Source organism: Actinomadura sp. NPDC048394, assembly GCF_040651755.1.
GTDB classification, from domain to species: Bacteria; Actinomycetota; Actinomycetes; order Streptosporangiales; family Streptosporangiaceae; genus Spirillospora; species Spirillospora montaniterrae.
Genome location: NZ_JBEZJL010000011.1, coordinates 130,312 through 148,769, shown reverse-complemented (window position 1 = coordinate 148,769; position 18,458 = coordinate 130,312). Strand labels below are relative to the sequence as shown.

Genomic DNA, 18,458 nt, shown 5'->3' with positions numbered 1-18,458 from the left:
GCCCGCCGCCCTCGGCCCGGACGGGGCGCGGCCGCCGTTCAGCCGGGGAGGAGGGCGGCGAGCAGGCGGTTGTCGCCGTGCTGCCAGAGGGTGCCGATCTCGGCGAAGCCGGCCGCGCGCAGCGCGTCGGCGTGCGCGGACAGCAGCCGCGACGGCGAGCCGTGGTGGCCGGTCACCTCCTCGCTGCTCGCGCCGCGCAGCTCGGCGAAGGCGGGGTCGGCGCCGATCGCCTCCCACCACTGCTCCCAGTTCTCCGGGCGGGCGCCGGCGGCGGCGTGGCGCGCCGTCCTGCGCTCGCGCAGCGCGCCGTCCAGCCCGGCGAGGCCCGGCGTGACGTCGTCGACGTGCAGGTTGTCGCCGTTCAGGAACAGCCCGCCGGGCCGCAGCAGGGTGGCCAGCTCGGCGTAGACGACGCGCAGCCCCGCGGGGGAGATCCAGTGCAGCGCGGTGGTGGAGACGGCGGCATCGGCCTGCCGGGGCAGCCGCAGCCGGGCCGCCCAGCCGGGCTCGCGCAGGTCGAGGTCGGTGAAGGAGATGCCGTCGCGGCCGGCGTGCACGGCGCGGCCGAGCGACAGCAGGAGCGGGTCGGCGTCGACGGCGACGACGGTGGCGCCGGGGATCCGGTCCAGGATCCGGCCGGCGAGGGAGCCGGGCCCGCAGCCGAGGTCCAGCACCAGCGGGTCGGGGCGGCCGGCGGCGGCCTCGACCGCGTCGATCATCGCGGTGAAGCGCTCCTCGCGGTCGGGCACGTAGCCCTCCTGCTGGGCGTCCCAGCGCGCGATCCAGGTGCCGGCGGTCTCCTGGTCGAGCAGCGTCATGACCCCTCCTGTGACTGTCATGTAGCCTTTGGACGGTTACACGCTAAACCGGAAAGGCGTAACTGGTCAAGTGAACTTCAACAGTCACACCGATGACGTCGTGGCGCACGCCGTCAAGCTGGTCAACGGGCTGACCGAGGGCGAGAGCCGGGGCCGCCCCTACCCGGTGCCCGACGTCGTCGCCGCGGGCCTCGCGGTCCTCGACGGGATCAGCAGGCGGACGGCCCTCACCGAGGACGAGGCGCGGGAGCTCGCCGCCGTCGCCCGCGAGCTGCGCGCCGTCTTCGAGGCCGTCGCCGCCGGCGACCTCGACGCCGCCGCCGGGCAGGTCAACCGCCTGCTGGAGGAGACCCAGGCCAGGCCCCGCCTGGAACGCCACGACGGCGAGCCGTGGCACGTGCACTTCCACGGCGTCGGCGGCACCATCACCGCCGACTGGGGCGCGTCCTGCGCGACCGGCCTCGCCGTCGTCCTCGGCGGCGAGCTGCACGACCGGCTCGGCGTGTGCACCGCGCCGCACTGCGACCGCGTCTACGTCGACACGTCCCGCAACGGCAAGCGCCGGTTCTGCTCGACCGCCTGCCAGAACCGCGTCAAGACGGCCGCGTTCCGGGCGCGCGCGCACACCGCGTGACGGCCACGGAGCAAGATCCATATACGCCGTGGTGCGTTTCCCCACCCGGGGTGCGGAGGGCGCATCCGGGGCCGGAAGCGGTCCCTAGGCGCCGCACCGGTTCCGTGTAACGCTGACGGTCCCCCCACCACCGGGAGACGACGATGTGCGACGCCGACCCGACGTTACCGCCCGCGGTCGCGAGGGCCCTGGAGGAGTACCGCGAGCTGCTGCGCGAGCACGGCCCGACCTGGGGAGAGCCCGCCAACGCCTTCGTCCGGCAGATCGAGACCAGCGCGTTCCTGCTGGACGAGACCGACTTCTGGATCACCGGCCTCCAGCAGCTCCTGGCGCGGTACCCGGACGCCACGGCCGAGGAGATCGACGCGCGCGTCCCCGACCTCGTCGCCGCCGAGGTCGTCCGCGACGCCCTCGCCGGCCGCGTCCTGGACAACCTCGCCGCGCTGCGCCTCACCCCGGACGGCGCGTCGCTCGAGAGCGTCCCGCGCGCGCTCCCCGACGGCCGCGACCTGCGCACCACGCTCCTCATCGACTCCTCCCGCACGGAGCCCGCCACCGTCCGCGTCGACGGCGCCGACCACGAGATCCCGCCCGGCGGCGTCCGGCTCGTCCCCATCACCTCCGGCAGCGACGTCACCGCCGACGGCACGCCGATCGCGCTCGGCGCGCTGGTCAGGCGCGTCCCCACCGGGCGGCTGCGGCTGCGCGCCGGGGTCCCGTGCCGCTGGACGGTCATCGGCGCCGGCGGCCAGGGCTGGTACCCCGCCGGCGCCCCCGAGCGGATCGACGCGCACCGCACCCCCTACTTCCACGGCGACGACCTCGTCCTCGACGTCCCCGCCGAGCCGCTGACCGTCCGCGTCACCCGCGGCATGGAGCACGACACCGCGGAGAAGGCCGTCACCCCGCAGGCCGGCGCCGAGACCCTCGTCGAGCTCGCCCCGCAGCGGCTCTACGACGCCGCCGCTCGCGGCTGGTACGGCGGCGACATGCACGTCCACATGAACTGGACGGGCGACACCGTCGGGACGCCCGCGCAGGCCGCCGCCGTCCAGCAGGGCGAGGACCTGCACGTCCTCAACCTCGTCGCCGGGAACGTGGCGGGCGAGCGCGTCTACGACCGCGAGGCCCTGGAGCACTGGGCCGGCGACGACCTGCCCTGGTCGGACGCGACGCACCTCGCCCGGCTCGGCGTCGAGTACCGCAACGACCTGCTCGGCCACCTGTACGCGTTCGGCGTGGACGCGCCGCCCGGCCGCTACCACACCGGGTTCGCGGGCGCCCCCGACTGGCCGCCGAACGGCGACGGCTACCGCGAGCTGCGCGAACGCGGCGCGCTCATGGGCTACAGCCACCCGTTCCATCTGCCGGTGAACGACGGCGACCCGCCCGCCGCGCTGCTGACGTCCGGCCGCAACTGCTCGGCCCGCGAGATCGTCGCCGACGCCGCGCTCGGCCTCGTCGACTCCCTCGACGTCGTCAACCACTCCTCGATCCAGGCGACCGCCGTCATGTACCGGCGGCTCCTCGGCGCCGGGAACCGGCTGGCCGCCACCGCCGGGACGGACGCGATGCTGTCGTTCCAGCGGCGCGGCAACCAGTCCAGCCCGCCCGGCTGGGGACGCGTGTACGCCCGCGTCGACGGCCCGCTCACCGCCGCGTCGTTCGCCGGCGCGGTCCGGGACGGCCGCACCTTCGCCACCACCGGCCCCTGGCTGGAGCTGGACGTGGACGGGCACGGCCCCGGCGACGTCCTCGACCTCGCGCCCGGCGACCGCGTCACCGTGACGGCCCGGACCGTCGGCCCCGAGGTCGCGAGCGTCCAGCTGCGGACCGCCGGCGGCGTCGTCGCCGAGGGCCCGCCCGGCGAGGTCACCGCGGAGATCACCGTCGACCGGCCGACCTACGTCGTCGCCGTCGCGGCGGGGCCGCCGCATCCGCGGTCGATGAGCCGCGGCGGCGCGTTCGCGCACACCAGCCCCGTCCACCTGCATGTGGACGGCCGTCCCGTGGCCCGCGAGGACGACCTGCGCTGGTGCCTGGACTACCTCGACGGTCTGGAGGAGATGATCCGCCGCGCCGCCCGCCTCGACGGCCCCGAACAGCTCGCCGGGCACCTGGATCTCCTCGACCGCGCCCGCGCCGTCTACCGGGCCCGGCTCGCCCGCTCGTGAGCCCGGCTCGCCGGGGAGCGAAGGGCTTGTGCGCCGGTACCCGGCTGGCTACCGTGCGGTAGTCACGACCGGGAGGGGCACAGCATGGCGTACGAGATCGAGGCGACCGCCGCCACCACCGCCGCGCCCGGAGAGATCTTCCGGCACCTCGCCGTGCCCGAGGCGTGGGGCGCGTGGGGCAGGTTCCCCACCCCCGCCAAGCAGACCCGCAAGGGCGACACCACCACCTACGGCGTCGGCGCGGTCAAGGCGATCTGGCCGGCCGCCGAGCAGACCGTCGCCTACGAGCCCGACACCCACTTCGCCTACATCGCGCTCAAGGGCCTGCCCGTCCGCCGCTACCGCTCCGACGTGTATCTCGACCAGCGCGGCACCGGCACGTTCATCCGCTGGAACGCCCACTTCGAGCCGCTGATCCCCGGCACCGGCCCGGTCCTGCGCCTCGGCCTGAAGGCGATGATCGACGCCTTCACCCGCTGGCTGCCCGCGCACGCCGAGCACTGCCCGCCCGACTGCCCCGCCCGCCGCGCCGGCGACCTCTAGCCGCCCCCGCCGCGGCGGGAGCGGCCAGAAGCCGCTGCGGAAAAAGGTGCAGGCCGAGAGCACCCCGCAGTTCCCTCGGCCTGCACGTTCGAGCCCCCCTCGAACACCCCTGGAACGGGGTCAGCCCGCGTGGTCCGGGCCGTACACCTCCCACAGCTCCCCGGCGAAGAACCGGCCGAACCGCAGCAGCGTCTCCAGGCCGTCCGGACCGGACGTGCGGAACGTCGTCAGCTGCCGCGCGAAGTCCGACAGCTGGATGTGCAGGACGCCCGCCCCCGCGACCGGCGCCCCGTCCTCCGCCTCCTCCGCGACGTGCCCCTCCAGCAGCCGCACGTACAGCGTGGAGGTGTCCGGCCAGATCCGCGTCGGCGGACCGTGCAGGACGTTCTTGTGCCCCGCGAGCGTCAGCGGCCGGCCCGCCCCGTCGGTGAAGTACAGCCGGTACTTCATCAGCCGGCGGTCCTCCCCGCCGTCCGGGACGAACAGGTTGAACCACCCCCGCTCCACCTCGCGGCGGCCCCCGTGCCCCCGCGCGTCGACCCACCCCTCGGCCGCCGCGGTGTGGCCCGGCTCGGTCAGGAACCGCTCCACGTCGTGCGCGGTGATCGTCAGCCGGAACGCCAGCGGGATCCGCCCGTCGGCCAGCTCCCCGATCCGCGGGTCGCGCTCCCCGTAGGTGATGAACCCCTTCATCTCCTCGGTGAACGACAGCGACGTACGGCCGGGCGCCGCGGTGGACGGTCCCCCCGGACCCCCGCGGCTCCCCGAGCCCTGGCCGTACGCCGAGTCGCGCCCCGCCCCGTCCGGCGAGCCGGCACCCCCGGCCGGCTCGGCCCCCGTGTCGGACGGGACGGTCCCCGCACCCTCCGGCCCGCCCGCACCCCCGCGGGCGGGCAGGTCCTCCAGCAGCCGCGTCGCGAGCCGGTCGGCCTGCGCCGCGATCGTGAGCGAGGGGTTCGGGCCCACCGGCCCCGGCATCGCCGCCCCGTCGGCGATGTACAGGCCCGGGAACCCGAACACCTCGCCGAAGGCGTCGCAGACGCCCTCGCCCGGGTGCGCCCCCATCGGGGCGCCGCCCAGCGGATGCACCGTGATGATCCGCTTGCGGAACCACATCGGGTTGTCGGCGTAGTGCGCGCCGAGCACGTCCGCGATGCCCTGCATGGTCTTGCGGACGCGGGTGAACAGCGCCTCGCTGGTCTCGGTCGTCCAGTCCGCGGCGAGCCGCCCGCCCTTGAGGTGCAGCCGCCCGTCCGCGGTGTCGCGGCCCATGCCGAGCAGCGGCAGCGAGCTGACCGTCAGCGCGCCGTCCCCGATCAGGTCGGAGATCTCCTTGGACAGGTTGGTGTCCGGTGCGTCCTTGAAGAACTCGGTGAACCGGCCCCACAGGAACTTCACCGCGCGCTCGATCTCGTGGCCGGTGTCGAGGCCCTGCACGATCCAGTCGGTGAACGCGGGGTAGCCGCCGTCCTCGATGTAGGCGCCCCGGCCCGCGCCGGGCACCCCGGGCACCCCGTCCACCTCGTCCGGCAGCCGGATCGCGGTGGTGATCACCGGTCCGCGCGCGGCGTCCAGCGGCCGCACCCGGTTGCGGTCCTTGGCGTTCAGCAGGAACGTCAGCAGGTCGCCGTTGCCGCTGAACCGGGTGCCGAGCGCCTCGCTCAGCCCGGGGAACGCCTCCCGCGACTTCAGCAGCAGGAACGTCGTCCCGTAGGTGCCGGCGCCGAGCACGAGCCGGTCGCAGGAGATCGTCGTGACCTGCGGCCGCTTCTCCTTGACGGTGAGGTCGGCGTGGTGGACGTAGTCGACCTCGTACCCGCCGCCCGGCCGCGGCCGGATCGCCTTCACCTCGTGCGAGGTGCGGATGTCGGCGCCGTGGTGCGCGGCCGCCGACAGGTAGGTGTGGTCGAGGCTGTTCTTGGCGCCCTCGTTGCAGCCGATGTCGCACTCGCCGCACAGCCGGCACGTCCGCCGCCCGACCCCGTGGAGGTTGCCGTAGCCGGGGTCGGCGATCGGCAGGCTGATGCCCGGCGTGCCGCCGGGACGGTCGGCGAAGCTCACCGCGAGCGGCGGCAGCGTGATGTCCAGGCCCAGCTCGGCGGCGGCGTCCTGCATCGCGTGCGTCTTCGGGGTGTCGTCGAACGGCGCCCGGTCCAGCGGGTACGGCGTCGCGCCGAGCATCTTCTCGACCGCGTCGTAGTGCGGGTCGAGGTCGGCGCGGGAGATCGGCCACGACTCGTAGCCGCCGCCGCGCATCGGCTGGTCGTGCACGAACCAGTGCTCGTCCTTGCGGAGCAGCACGTTCGCGTAGATCAGCGAGCCGCCGCCGAGGCCGGCGGACACGACGGAGTCGCAGCCGTCGAAGCTCCAGACGTCGAACATCCCGTACAGCCCGGCCGCCGGGTCCCAGAACGCGCGGTTCATCTGCGCGGGGGAGCGGGGGAAGCTGCCCGGCGGGTACGGCTGCCCGCGCTCCAAAAGCACCACGTGCCGCCCGGCCTCCGCCAGCCGGTACGCGGTCACCGAGCCGCCGAACCCGGACCCGATGACGACGGTGTCGGCGTGCTCGACGCTCTCGCGGGACGCGCCCATGTCAGCCCGCCTTCCGCTTCAGGAAGTCCAGCACCTGCGGGAACACCTCGGTGGCGGACTCGGCGCCCATGAACGGGTCCTGGTGGCCGTAGCCGGGCAGGATCTCCAGCTCGTGCAGGCCCGGCGCGACCTGCTCCAGCGTGCGATGGCAGACGATGTTGGAGTCGGTGAACACGTGGTTGCGGTCTCCGGTGAGGAACAGGATCGGGGTCGTGACGTCCGCGGCGCCCGACAGGTAGTCGCCGGGCAGTCCGGCGTGCCGGGGGTCGCGCGGGTCGTACTTCACCGCGCGGCCGGCCTTCACCATCTTGTGGACGTGCCGGTAGTAGTGGACGCCGACGGAGCCGAACAGGTCCGGCAGCCGGCCGTGCGTGACCGGCGACATCTTCGCGTGGGTGAAGATCGGCTTGCCGCCGCCCCACATGAAGCTGAGCATGTGGCAGGCGGGCTCGTCGCAGGTGGGGTGGAACGGCCCGACCGCCTTGGCGATCATCCAGCCGCGGGTCAGCACGGGAGCGGTGCCGTACCGCGGGTCCAGGTGGGACGGGCCGAGCAGGTACTCCAGCACCGCCGGGCCGTACCCGAGCTTGATCCTCGACCAGAACGGCGTGCGCGGCGTCAGCGCGACGCTGTTGCAGGTCAGGCTGGTGATGCCGGTGACGGTGCCGGCGAACAGCGCCATCGCGAACGACACCGACCCGAGGCAGTGCGAGATCACGTGGACCCGGCGGCCGTCCCCGATGTGCCGGCGCAGCTCGGCGATCGCCGCCGGATGGTCGTACTGGGCGACGTCGTCGAGGGTGTAGCGGTGCGTCTCGGCGTCATAGGGGAACCGGCCGCTCATCCGGAAGTCCAGCGCCCACACGTCCCCGAACCCGGAGTCGTGCAGGAAGTTCACCAGGTTCCGGTGCTCCGGCATGATGTACATGTCGCTGGACGTGGTGAGCCCGTGCACCAGCAGGACGACGTCGTCGCTGTCGGCGCGGCGGAACCGGGTGAGGTTCAGGCCCAGCCCGTCCTCGGTCGCGAAGGGGTGCACGGACACCTCGGCGTCGGCGACGCCCGCGAGCGTGAAGCGCGCGATCCGCTGGTCCATGGCATTTCCCTCCGGCTTCCTGACGCCCCAACCTTGCCGGACGCGGCGGCCCGCACGGCATCGTGGAGAACCCGTACTTGCGTGTGAAGGGGGACGCGGGGTCCCGGATGACTACGTACGTGCAATAAGAGGCCCGGCGCGCGCCGCCGGTTCACGATCGTTCGCGCTCGTCAGGCCGGTAAGGGCCGCGGCGCCGGCCGGCGCCGGCTCATCCCCGCCGGTTCATGGCGGTCGCGACCCCGACCCGGGACGGGACGCCGATCTTGGCGAACACGCGGGACAGGTGGGTCTCGACCGTCCGGACGCTGAGGTACAGCCGCTCGGCGATCTGCTGGTTGCTGCAGCCCTCGGCGACGAGCAGCGCGATCTCGTGCTCGCGCGGCGACAGCCCGAACGGCAGGTCGCCCTTGCCGGCGCTCTTGCCGCGGCCCTTGGCGGGCGCGGTGCGGGGCCCGCCCGGCACGCGGACGCCGAGCCGCCGCTGCTCCCGGACGGCCTGCGCGTGCAGCCCGCGCATCCCGCACTCCTCGAAGACCTCCGCGGCGGCGCGCAGCCGCTCGCGGGCCTCGCCGCGCTCGTCGGCCGCCGCGTGCGCGATCCCGGCGGTCAGGTCGGCGCGCGCGGCCTCCGGCCGCCGGCCGGCCCCGGCCAGCAGCCCGGCCGCCTCCGCCGCGAGCGCGGCGGCGCGGGACGGTTCGTCCAGCCGGACGGCGTGCGCGCGGGCCAGCCGCGCCAGCCCGGTGTCGCCGGTCAGCGCGGGGTGCGCGATGGACTCGGCGATGTCGGCCCAGCCGGCGGCGCCCGCGCCGTCCCCGAGGGCGGCGCGCGCGCAGGCCAGCTGCTCGGCGCACATCACCAGCGTGCTGAAGTCGAGGCCCTGCGTGCCGTCCCCGCACGCCGCGACCAGGGCGTCCGCGCCCTCCTCGGTGCGGCCCGCGTTGATGGTCGCGGTGGCGAGCGCGACGTGCGCCATGTGCGTCCACCACTCGCCGGACCCGGTGTCGCAGGCGACGGCCTCCTCGCCGGCGCGCAGCGCCCGCTCGTGGTCGCCGGTCCAGCTCGCCGTCAGGCACTGCTGGATCAGCCCGTAGGCCATCACCTCGGGGGAGCGCAGCTCGCGGCCGACCGCGGTGGCCTCGTCGGCGGCGGCCGCGGCCTCCTCCAGCCGGCCCAGCATCATCAGGACCCGGGACTGCCCCGCCAGCATGTAGCCGAGGATGAACGTCTGCCCCGTCGCGCGGGTGATCGACACCAGCCGCGCGGCGTGCCGGGCCGCGGTCTCGTGCAGGCCGAGGAACGTCTCGGCGAACACCAGCCAGATCATGTAGTCCAGGCAGTCGGCGAAGTCGCCGTCGGACGCGGCGGAGAAGCGCTGGTCGGCGGCCTCGGCGTAGGCGATCGCCTCCGCCACCTCGCCGCGCCCGTACGACACCATCGGCCGCATCGCCGCGACCGCCGCGATCAGCCCCGGCCCCCACTGCGGCGCGCTCTCGGGGATGGTCTCCAGGACGGCGTGCGAGCCGCGGGTGTCGATCCGCTGGATCCGGTCGGCGACCAGCCGGATCCGCAGCAGCACCGCCTCGGGGGTCTGCCGGTCGGTGATGCGGCGCAGCTCGTCCAGGACCAGGGCGCGGGCCTCGTGGATGCGGCCGAGCTGCCGGTCCATCACCGCGCACAGCTGCACCGTGCGGGCCCGCCGGACGGTGTCGTCGGGCGGCAGCAGGCTCAGCAGCGTGCGGGCCGTCTCGCGGCCCTCCTCGGCGTGCCCGCTGACCGCCTGCGCGTGCGCCAGCTCCACCAGCAGCTGGATCCGGTCGGGGTAGGCGCCGTCACCGGACGCGCCGCCGGCGGACGCGCCGGACGGGTCCGTGCCGTCGGGCATCAGGCGCAGCGCCGCCTCCAGCCAGTACGCCGCGGTTCCGGGCGCCTGGAGCGCGACGGCGCGGGCCGCCTCCAGCAGCGTCCAGATCGCCTCGCGGTCGCCGAACCGCGCCGAGCGCAGCACGTGGTGCGCGCGGACCGCCGCCGGAGCGCCGAGCTCCGCGAGCCGCGCCGACACCCGCGAATGCGCCGCGAACCGCCAGCCCGCCGCCGTCGAGGCGTACGCGACGTGCCGGACCAGCGGATGCCGGAACCGGAACCGGCCGCCGGTGGTCGGGCGGACGACGTCGTGCGCGGTCAGCGCGTCCAGCGCGGCGAGCGCGTCCTCCTGCGGCATCTCCGCGGCGACCGCCGCCAGCGCCGGTTCGAACACGTCCGCCGCGACGGCGGCGCCGCGCGCCATCAGCAGCGCCTCGGGCGGCAGCGCGCTCAGCTCGACCTGCAGGGCGGTCCGGACGGCGGGCGGCACCTCGGTCAGGTTCGCCACGCTCCGCTCCCAGTCGTGCCGCTCGATCCCGTCGTCGCCGAGGAGCCGGTCGTCGTGGCGGCCCATCCGGGCCAGCGCCTCCAGGTAGAACGGGTTGCCGCCGCTGGCCTTGTAGAGCTGCTCGCAGCGGGTGCGGGGGACGTCCGGGCCGAGGAACTCGGCCACCTCGTCGCGGTTCAGCGGCTCCACCGGCACCCGGGTGCCGACGAGGCCCGCCGCGTCGGCGAGCGCCGCCAGCCGCGGCGACGCCTGCGCGGGCCGGTACGCGACCGCGACCAGCACGTTCGCGCGCGGCGGGTGCCGGACGAGGTGGTCCATCAGCTCGATGGTGGCGTCGTCGGCCCAGTGCAGGTCGTCGAGGATCAGCACCAGCCCGGACGGCGCGGCGAGGCGCTCCAGCAGGTGCCGGACGCTGCGGTGCAGCTGGTAGCGGGCGACCGGGTCGGCGGCCCCGTCGCGGGCGTGCCCGGCGCCGGTGCCGGCGACGCGGTCGGCGAGCGCGGGGAAGACGGTGCCGAGCAGCCGCAGCGCGGCGGGCGGCAGGTCGGGGACGTCGTCCTCGAGCCGGTCGTCGAGCGCGTCGACGACGGCGCCGAACGGCATCTCCTGCTCGAACTCGGCGGCGCGTCCGGCCAGGTAGGGCAGCTTGCGCGCGTTCGCGCCGTCGGCCAGCTCGTTCAGCAGCCGGGTCTTGCCGGCGCCGGGCTCGCCGACCAGCGCGAGGAAGCCGTAGCCCGTGGCGGCCGCGTCCAGGGCGCGGTTCAGCGCGCCGAGCGCGTCCCGTCGCCCCACCAGCGGAGCACCGGCGTCGCTCATGTCCACACCCCAACTGAGACAGGCGGCCGACACGCCGTGATCATGCTTGTCGTCGTTGTTCCCGGTCCTTCAAGCGGGTTTTACCTTATCGGGTCGATCGTCAATAGGAGCGGGACAACACGCCCCGCGCGTCTCTGCTATCAACCGCCGACGCTCCCCGCGTGTCAACCGGAGGGAGCCAAACCGTCCCGGGAACGTGACATCCGCGGAACCGAACCGCGTTCAACCGCGGCGGGTCACCGGTCGAGGTCGAGGCGGGCGGCGGCGCCGGCCCAGCGGGCGTCGTCGCCGGACGGCTCGTAGCGGCGCAGGGGCTGGGTCGCCGCGACCAGCGCGCGGGACTCGGCGAGGGTGCCGGCGAGGCCGTGCGCGCGGGCCTGGGTGAGGACGTTGCCGAGCGCGGTCGCCTCGACGGGGCCGGCCACGACCGGCAGCCCGGACGCGTCGGCGGTCAGCCGGCACAGCAGCTCGTTGCGGCTGCCGCCGCCGACCAGGTGCACGACGTCGATCTCCTGCCCGGACAGCCGGGACGCCTGCCGCAGCGTCGCGCGGTGCGCGAGCGCGAGGCTGTCCATGATGCAGCGGACGGTCTCGGCGCGGGACGCGGGCTCGGCGAACCCGCGGCGCCGGCAGTGCGCGGCGATCCGCGCGGGCATGTCGCCCGGCGGCAGGAACTCGGGGTCGTCGGGGTCGATGAGGCTGCGCAGGCCGGGGACGTCCGCGGCCTCGGCGAGCAGGGCCGGCAGGTCCGGGTTGCCCCACGCGCGCATCGACTCCTGCAGCAGCCACAGGCCCATGACGTTGCGCAGGTAGCGGACGGTGCCGTCCACGCCGCCCTCGTTGGTGAAGTTCGCCTTGCGGCTCGCCTCGGTCAGCACGGGCGCGCGCAGCTCGACCCCGACCAGCGACCACGTCCCGCAGGAGATGTAGGCGAACCGGTCGGCGGTCGCGGGCACGGCGGCGACGGCGGACGCGGTGTCGTGCGACCCGACCGCCACCACCGGCAGCGTCGCGGGGTGGCCGGTCTCCTCCGCCACGTCGGGGCGCAGCGTCCCGAGCACCTCGCCCGGCTCGCGGATCGGCGGCAGGATGCCGGCGGGCAGGCCGAGACGGGCGATCAGGTCGCGCGACCAGGTCCCGTCGCGGACGTCCAGCAGGCCCGTCGTGGACGCGTTGGTCCGCTCGGCGCCGACCGCGCCGGTCAGCCAGTGCGCCAGCAGATCGGGGACCATCAGCAGCGTGGCGGCGCGCGACAGGTCGTCGGCGGCGAGCTGGTAGAGGGTGTTGAACGGCAGGAACTGCAGGCCGGACGTCTGGTACAGCAGGTCGTCGCCGACCTCGGCGCGGATCCGGTCCATGACGCCGTCGGTGCGGGCGTCGCGGTAGTGGACGGGGTTGCCGATCAGCGTCCCGTCCGCGTCGAGGAGCCCGTAGTCGACGGCCCACGAGTCGATGCCGACCGACGCGAGGCCGGCGGGCGCTGCGCGCAGCCCGTCGAGGACGTTGCCGTAGAGGCCGAGGACGTCCCAGTGCAGGGTGCCGTTGACGCGGACCGGGCGGTTCGGGAACCGCCGGACCTCCTCAAGCTCCAGCGTGCCGGGGCCGACCCGTCCGGCCATGACGCGCCCGCTGGACGCGCCGAGGTCCACGGCGGCGAAGGTCTCGGTCATTCGGCGATCACGACTTCCAGATTCCGAGGCCCGTGCACGCCCTCGACGCGCGACAGCTCGATGTCGCTGGTCGCGGACGGCCCGGACACGAACGTCAGCGGGCGGTGCGGGTCGAGCCGCTCCAGCGCCTCCGGCACGTCCGGCGCCACCTGCCCCGCGAGGACGACGATCAGGTGGTAGTCGGGGACGAGGGACAGCGCGCGCGGGCCCTGCGCGGGCCCGTGGTCGAGGACGATCGTGCCGGTCTCGGCGATCGCGGCGGCGCAGCCGGTGACCGCGCCCACCAGCCCGTCGAGCGCGGCGACGTCCGGGCCGCGGACCAGGCCGCCGCTCACCTGCGACGTCCACTCCTCCGGCAGGTCCGCCGGGACCCCGTAGGCACCCGGGCGGGCGGCGAGGCGCGCGGCGACCGTCGCGGCCAGTTCCGGCGCGGGCACGCGCAGGACCGTCGCACGGTAGTCGGCGACCCGCTCGGCGAACAGGTCCAGGACGCCGTCCTCGTGGTGGCGGCGCAGGTAGCCGCGGTCGATCGCGGCGTACCCGGCGGCGACCTCGGCGGCCGGGCGCGCCGGCACGATCCCGTCGATCCGGCGGAGGATGTCCTCGCGGGCGCTCACTTCTCGTTCCCTTCGGTGCGTCCGCCGCCGGTCCGCTTCCACCAGGCGCGGAACGACTCGGGCGGCGGCGCGGGCGCGTCCCGCGTCTCGGTCCAGGCGCTCAGCGGGCCGGGCAGCCGCCGGATCCGGCCGCGCGGCGCGACGATCCGGCGGCTCGCGGACGCGGCGCGCTGCGCGAGCGCGAGGCGGGTGGGGGAGCGCAGCGTCCAGCCGGCCGCCGTCATCGCGACCCGCTCCAGCGGATGGCGCGGCCCCCGTTCCACCGCGCGGGCCCGCAGGTGCACCAGCACCTCGGGGATGTCGATGGCGACCGGGCACGCCTCGAAGCACGCCCCGCACAGCGACGACGCGTACGGCAGCGACGCGTCCACCTCCGACCCGATGCCCCTGATCTGCGGCGACAGGATCGCGCCGATCGGGCCGGGGTACGGCGAGCCGTAGGCGTGGCCCCCGGCGCGCTGGTAGACCGGGCACACGTTCAGGCACGCCGAGCAGCGGATGCAGCGCAGCGCCTGCCGGCCCACCTCGTCGGCGAGGGTGTCGGTGCGGCCGTTGTCGATCAGCACCAGATGGAACGTCCGCGGGCCGTCGCCGGGATGCACGCCCGTCCACGCGGACGTGTACGGGTTCATCCGCTCGGCGGTCGACGAGCGGGGGAGCAGCTGGAGGAACACCTCCAGGTCCCGCCAGCTCGGCACGATCTTCTCGACGCCCATCACCGAGATCAGCGTCTCGGGCATGGTCAGGCACATCCGGCCGTTGCCCTCCGACTCCAGCACGACGAGCGTGCCGGTGTCGGCGACCGCGAAGTTCACGCCGGAGATCCCGACCTTCGCCGACAGGAACTTGGCGCGCAGGTGGCGCCGCGCCGCCTCCGCCAGCGCGGCGGGGGAGTCGGTGAGGCCCTCCGGGACGTCCTCCATCTCGCGCAGGAAGATGTCGCGGATGTCGGACCGGTTCCGGTGGATCGCCGGGACGAGGATGTGCGACGGCCGGTCGTGCCCCAGCTGGACGATCAGCTCCGCGAGGTCGGTCTCGTAGGCGGTGACGCCCTCCTCGGCGAGCGCCTCGTTCAGCCCGATCTCCTGCGTCGCCATCGACTTGACCTTGACGACCTCGGTCTCGCCCGTCGCCTTCACCAGGTCGGTGACGATCCGGTTCGCCTCGGCGGCGTCGCGCGCCCAGTGCACCGTCCCGCCCGCCTCGGTGACCTTCTCCTCCAGCTGCCGGAGGTAGTGGCCCAGGTTGGCGAGGACGTGGTCCTTGATCTGCTTGCCCGCCTCGCGCAGCGCGGACCAGTCGTCCAGCTCCGCGACGGCGGCGGCGCGCTTGTCGCGGATCGTGGTGGTGGCGTGCGCGAGGTTGCCGCGCAGCCGCGTGTCCGCCACCGCGCGGCGCGCCGCGTCCGGGAACGACGGCATCCCGACATAGGTCGGCATCGCTTCCGTGCTCATGACGGGTCCTCCTCGGTGGACGCGAGGATCTCGGCCAGGTGGACGGTCCGAACCCCCGCCCGGGTGCGCGACAAGGCGCCCCCGATGTGCATCAGGCACGAGTTGTCGGCGGCGCACAGCACCTCGGCCTTCGTCTCCCGCACGGCGGTGACCTTGTCGGCGCACATCGCCGCCGACACCTCGGAGTTCTTCAGCGCGAACGTCCCGCCGAACCCGCAGCACTCCCGCGCGTCCGGCAGGTCGACCAGGTCGATGCCGCGGACCTCGCGCAGCAGCCGCTGCGGCCGGTCGCCGACGTGCAGCATCCGCAGCGAGTGGCAGGTCGGGTGGTAGGTGACGCGGTGCGGGAAGTACGCGCCGACGTCGGTGACGCCGAGGACGTCCACCAGGAACTCCGACAGCTCGTACACGCGGGACGCGACGTCGGCGGTGCGGGGCGCCAGCTTCGGGTGCCAGTCGCGGATCATCGCGCCGCACGACGCCGACGGCGTCACGACCGCGTCGTAGGGCTCGAACGTCTCCGCGAAGCCCTTCACCATGTGCAGCGCCTGCGTGCGGTAGCCGGTGTTGAGGTGCATCTGCCCGCAGCACGTCTGCGCCTCGGGGAACTCGACCTCGTGGCCGAGCCGCCGCAGCAGCCGCACCATCGCGCGCCCGGTCCCGGGGTACATCGTGTCGTTCACGCACGTCAGGAACAGTGCGACCTTCATGCCGAGTTGCTCTCCCGGTCGTCGGCGGCGGGCCGGCTGGACTCGCGGACCACCAGCTCCGGCTGGAACATGACCTGCTGGTGGGCGTGCCCGCCCGACTCGTCGCACTCTTCGAGCAGCAGCTCGGTCGCGATCCGGCCGAGCTGGTAGGTGGGCTGCCGCACCGAGCTGAGCGGGACGGCGGCGGCCGCCGAGAACTCGATGTCGTCGTACCCGATGAGCGCCACGTCAGTCGGCACCTTCACGCCGGCCTGCAGCAGCACCCGCAGCACGCCGAGGGCGAGCAGGTCGTTGGCGCAGAAGATCGCGTCGGGCAGCGGGCCGCCGGACTCCAGCAGCCGCCGCGCCGCCTCCTGCCCGGCGCGCGCGTTCATCGCGCCGACCGACACCTCGCGCAGCACGTCGCGGCCGAGGCCCGCGGCGCGCAGCGCCCGCAGCGCGCCGCGCCGCCGGTCCGCGCACTGCCGCAGGCCCGCCGGGCCCGTGACGAACCCGAGCGTGCGGGCGCCGTCCTCCAGCAGGTGCGTCACCGCCAGCTCGCCGCCCGCGACGTCGTCGACGGCGACCGAGCACTGGTTCGCGCGGGGCGTCGGGTGGTCCAGCAGGACGACGGGCACGCCGCGGTCGCGCAGCCGGTCGGCGTTGCCGCCCTCGTCGCCGACGGGGGTCAGCAGCACGCCGCGGACCCGCTGCTCGGCGAGCACCCGCAGGTTGCGCTGCTCGCGCTCGTCGGACTCGCCGGACGAGGACAGGATCACCGCGTAGCCGCGCTCGCTGGCGACGTCCTCGACGCCGCGGGCGACGTCGGTGAAGAACGGGTTGGCGAGGTCGAGCACCATCAGCCCGATCGTGCTGGAGTGCCCGGCGCGCAGCGTCGAGGCCGATCCGTTGCGGACGAACCCGAGCTCCACGATGGCCTGCTCGACGCGCGCGCGGGTCGCGGCGGCGACCCGCTCGGGCCGGTTCAGCACGTTGGACACGGTGCCGGGCGAGACGCCGGCGTGCGCCGCGACCTGCTTGATCCCGACGGTGCCGCCGTTGCCGTTGCCGCCGCTGCCGCCGTTACCGCCGGTGGCGCCCGGCGCGGTGCTCGTTCCGGGGCGCCCGGTGTCGTCTGTGCTCAATCTGTGCCCCCGGTCGCTCCGCTGGTGTGCCGCCGCTCACTTTGGGTCATCGGATTAAAACGTGTCAACCCCGCTGTCGGAACTCATCGGGATCAAACCCCGCTGTCCGCACCCGGACGGGAGGAACTTCGCAAACTCGTCCGACGCCGGTGGCGTAAGGGTTTTCGCAGCGTCCGGGGAGATCCCGGGCGATGTTCCCTCTTGACGGGTGCTCCGGCTCACATCTAGCGTCCTCCGCAACATCACGTTAAAACGTTTTTCATCCATCCGTCACAGACTCCCCGTGCGAGGAGGGTGGCCATGAGTGCACCCGGCAGGTCGACGCCGCCGACATTGGCACTGGTCAACGTGAGTAAGTCGTTCGGCGCCGTGCGGGCCCTGCAGGGCGTCACCCTCGAGCTGCATGCCGGCGAGGTGCACGCGCTCGCCGGCGAGAACGGCGCGGGCAAGTCGACCGTCGTAAAAACGTTCGCAGGCGTGCACCGCCCCGACGCGGGCGAGGTCCGCGTCGACGGCGAGCCGGTGGAGTTCAACGGCCCCGCCGACGCGCAGGCCGCCGGCGTCGCCGTCATCTACCAGGAGCCGACGCTGTTCCCCGACCTGTCGGTCGCGGAGAACATCTTCATGGGCCGCCAGCCCCGCGCCGGGCTCGGCCGCATCGACCGCCGCACCGTGCACGCCGAGACCGCGAAGCTGTTCGAGCGGCTCGGCGTCGCGCTCGACCCGCAGCAGCCCGCCCGCGGCCTGTCCATCGCCGACCAGCAGGTTGTCGAGATCGCCAAGGCCATCTCCCGGGACGCGCGGGTGCTGATCATGGACGAGCCGACCGCGGCGCTCACCGGCCAGGAGGTCGCCCGGCTGTTCAACGTGACCCGCACGCTGCGCGAGCAGGGCTGCGCGATCCTGTTCATCTCGCACCGGCTGGAGGAGATCTTCGAGATCTGCCAGCGGGTCACGACGCTGCGCGACGGCACCTACATCGGCACCGACCTGGTCGCCGACCTCACCGCCGACGATCTCGTCCGCCGGATGGTCGGCCGCGACCTCGACGCGCTCTACCCCAAGCAGGACGTGACGCCCGGCGAGGTCGCGCTGAAGGTCAGCCGGCTGACCCGCGAGGGCGCCTTCACCGACATCTCCTTCCAGGTGCGGCGCGGCGAGATCGTCGCGCTCGCCGGGCTGGTCGGCGCGGGCCGCAGCGAGGTCGCCCGCGCGATCTTCGGCGTGGACCGCTGGGACGCCGGGGACGTCGAAGTAGCAGGCAAGAAGCTGCCGGCCGGCAGCCCCACCGCCGCGATGTCGGCCGGGCTCGCGCTCGTCCCCGAGGACCGCCGCCAGCAGGGCCTGGTGATGGACATGTCCATCGAGCGCAACATGGGCCTCACCCAGCTGCGCTCGCTGCGCAAGGAGACCGCGCGCGGACCGCTCATCTCCCGCAAGGTGGAGCGCAACCGCGCCGCCGACTGGGCGCTGCGGCTCCAGCTCAAGTACGCCCGCCTCAGCGACACCGTCGGCGTCCTGTCGGGCGGCAACCAGCAGAAGGTCGTGCTCGCCAAGTGGCTCGCCACCGAGCCGACCGTCCTGATCGTGGACGAGCCGACCCGCGGCATCGACGTCGGCACCAAGGCCGAGGTGCACCGGCTGCTGTCGGAGCTCGCCGCGCAGGACCTCGCCGTACTGATGATCTCCTCCGACCTGCCGGAGGTGATCGGCATGGCCGACCGCGTCCTGGTCATGCACGAGGGCCGGCTCACCGCCGAGATCGCCCGCGCGGACGCGACCGAGGAGAGCGTGATGGCCGCCGCGACCGGGCGCGCCGGAACCGGAAAGGCGGCCTGACCC

13 protein-coding genes are annotated in these 18,458 nt (G+C 74.4%); 4 read left to right on the top strand and 9 right to left on the bottom strand.

The window, feature by feature from the left end; genetic code table 11:
• Positions 1-38: 38 nt before the first annotated feature.
• On the bottom strand, positions 39-818 hold the full coding sequence (locus AB0C78_RS10050) for a class I SAM-dependent methyltransferase (RefSeq protein WP_360744571.1): 780 nt from the start codon (positions 816-818) through the stop codon (positions 39-41).
• A 70-nt stretch (positions 819-888) separates the two neighbouring features.
• On the opposite strand from AB0C78_RS10050, the gene AB0C78_RS10045 reads away from it, so the two are divergent.
• The 3 genes from AB0C78_RS10045 to AB0C78_RS10035 all read left to right on the top strand — a co-directional run bounded on the left by AB0C78_RS10045 (position 889) and on the right by AB0C78_RS10035 (position 4,169).
• The gene (locus AB0C78_RS10045; protein WP_360744568.1) at positions 889-1,452 is read left to right on the top strand and encodes a CGNR zinc finger domain-containing protein; all 564 of its coding nucleotides are present in this window, start codon (positions 889-891) and stop codon (positions 1,450-1,452) included.
• A 143-nt stretch (positions 1,453-1,595) separates the two neighbouring features.
• Positions 1,596-3,626 (top strand): CehA/McbA family metallohydrolase, encoded by a 2,031-nt coding sequence (locus AB0C78_RS10040; protein ID WP_360744565.1) that lies wholly within the window; start codon positions 1,596-1,598, stop codon positions 3,624-3,626.
• An 84-nt stretch (positions 3,627-3,710) separates the two neighbouring features.
• Positions 3,711-4,169, top strand: a complete 459-nt coding sequence (locus AB0C78_RS10035; protein ID WP_360744562.1) for an SRPBCC family protein — start codon at positions 3,711-3,713, stop codon at positions 4,167-4,169.
• Positions 4,170-4,289: 120 nt separating this feature from the next.
• On the opposite strand, the gene AB0C78_RS10030 is transcribed toward AB0C78_RS10035, so the two are convergent.
• The 8 genes from AB0C78_RS10030 to AB0C78_RS09995 form a co-directional block, all read right to left on the bottom strand.
• Positions 4,290-6,761, bottom strand: coding sequence for a GMC family oxidoreductase (locus AB0C78_RS10030; RefSeq protein WP_360744559.1), 2,472 nt, complete (start codon positions 6,759-6,761; stop codon positions 4,290-4,292).
• Between the two features lies 1 nt (position 6,762).
• Entirely contained in the window at positions 6,763-7,857 is a 1,095-nt protein-coding gene (locus AB0C78_RS10025; RefSeq protein ID WP_360744556.1) for an alpha/beta hydrolase, read from the bottom strand.
• A 208-nt stretch (positions 7,858-8,065) separates the two neighbouring features.
• Positions 8,066-11,041, bottom strand: coding sequence for an AAA family ATPase (locus AB0C78_RS10020; protein ID WP_360744553.1), 2,976 nt, complete (start codon positions 11,039-11,041; stop codon positions 8,066-8,068).
• Positions 11,042-11,277: 236 nt separating this feature from the next.
• Positions 11,278-12,711: a rhamnulokinase family protein gene (locus tag AB0C78_RS10015; protein ID WP_360744550.1), complete on the bottom strand. Its 1,434-nt coding sequence runs from the start codon at positions 12,709-12,711 to the stop codon at positions 11,278-11,280.
• Positions 12,708-13,328, bottom strand: a complete 621-nt coding sequence (locus tag AB0C78_RS10010) for an LUD domain-containing protein (RefSeq protein WP_360744547.1) — start codon at positions 13,326-13,328, stop codon at positions 12,708-12,710. The genes AB0C78_RS10015 and AB0C78_RS10010 overlap by 4 nt, the downstream gene beginning before the upstream one ends.
• Positions 13,325-14,782: a LutB/LldF family L-lactate oxidation iron-sulfur protein gene (locus tag AB0C78_RS10005; RefSeq protein WP_360744544.1), complete on the bottom strand. Its 1,458-nt coding sequence runs from the start codon at positions 14,780-14,782 to the stop codon at positions 13,325-13,327. Before AB0C78_RS10005 ends, AB0C78_RS10010 begins: the two co-directional genes overlap by 4 nt.
• A complete protein-coding gene (locus AB0C78_RS10000) occupies positions 14,779-15,492 on the bottom strand; it encodes a (Fe-S)-binding protein (protein ID WP_360744541.1) in 714 nt (237 codons plus the stop codon). Before AB0C78_RS10000 ends, AB0C78_RS10005 begins: the two co-directional genes overlap by 4 nt.
• Entirely contained in the window at positions 15,489-16,514 is a 1,026-nt protein-coding gene (locus AB0C78_RS09995; RefSeq protein WP_360744650.1) for a substrate-binding domain-containing protein, read from the bottom strand. Before AB0C78_RS09995 ends, AB0C78_RS10000 begins: the two co-directional genes overlap by 4 nt.
• Before the next feature lie 402 nt (positions 16,515-16,916).
• On the opposite strand from AB0C78_RS09995, the gene AB0C78_RS09990 reads away from it, so the two are divergent.
• Entirely contained in the window at positions 16,917-18,455 is a 1,539-nt protein-coding gene (locus tag AB0C78_RS09990; protein WP_360744538.1) for a sugar ABC transporter ATP-binding protein, read from the top strand.
• Positions 18,456-18,458 lie beyond the last annotated feature (3 nt).

Coding starts and splice junctions, on each gene's coding strand:
- AB0C78_RS10025 (WP_360744556.1), bottom strand. CDS start 7,857: ATGGACCAGCGGATCGCGCGCTTCACGCTCGCGGGCGTCGCCGACGCC.
- AB0C78_RS10015 (WP_360744550.1), bottom strand. CDS start 12,711: ATGACCGAGACCTTCGCCGCCGTGGACCTCGGCGCGTCCAGCGGGCGC.
- AB0C78_RS09990 (WP_360744538.1), top strand. CDS start 16,917: ATGAGTGCACCCGGCAGGTCGACGCCGCCGACATTGGCACTGGTCAAC.
- AB0C78_RS10005 (WP_360744544.1), bottom strand. CDS start 14,782: ATGAGCACGGAAGCGATGCCGACCTATGTCGGGATGCCGTCGTTCCCG.
- AB0C78_RS10020 (WP_360744553.1), bottom strand. CDS start 11,041: ATGAGCGACGCCGGTGCTCCGCTGGTGGGGCGACGGGACGCGCTCGGC.
- AB0C78_RS10040 (WP_360744565.1), top strand. CDS start 1,596: ATGTGCGACGCCGACCCGACGTTACCGCCCGCGGTCGCGAGGGCCCTG.
- AB0C78_RS10030 (WP_360744559.1), bottom strand. CDS start 6,761: ATGGGCGCGTCCCGCGAGAGCGTCGAGCACGCCGACACCGTCGTCATC.
- AB0C78_RS10000 (WP_360744541.1), bottom strand. CDS start 15,492: ATGAAGGTCGCACTGTTCCTGACGTGCGTGAACGACACGATGTACCCC.
- AB0C78_RS10035 (WP_360744562.1), top strand. CDS start 3,711: ATGGCGTACGAGATCGAGGCGACCGCCGCCACCACCGCCGCGCCCGGA.
- AB0C78_RS10050 (WP_360744571.1), bottom strand. CDS start 818: ATGACGCTGCTCGACCAGGAGACCGCCGGCACCTGGATCGCGCGCTGG.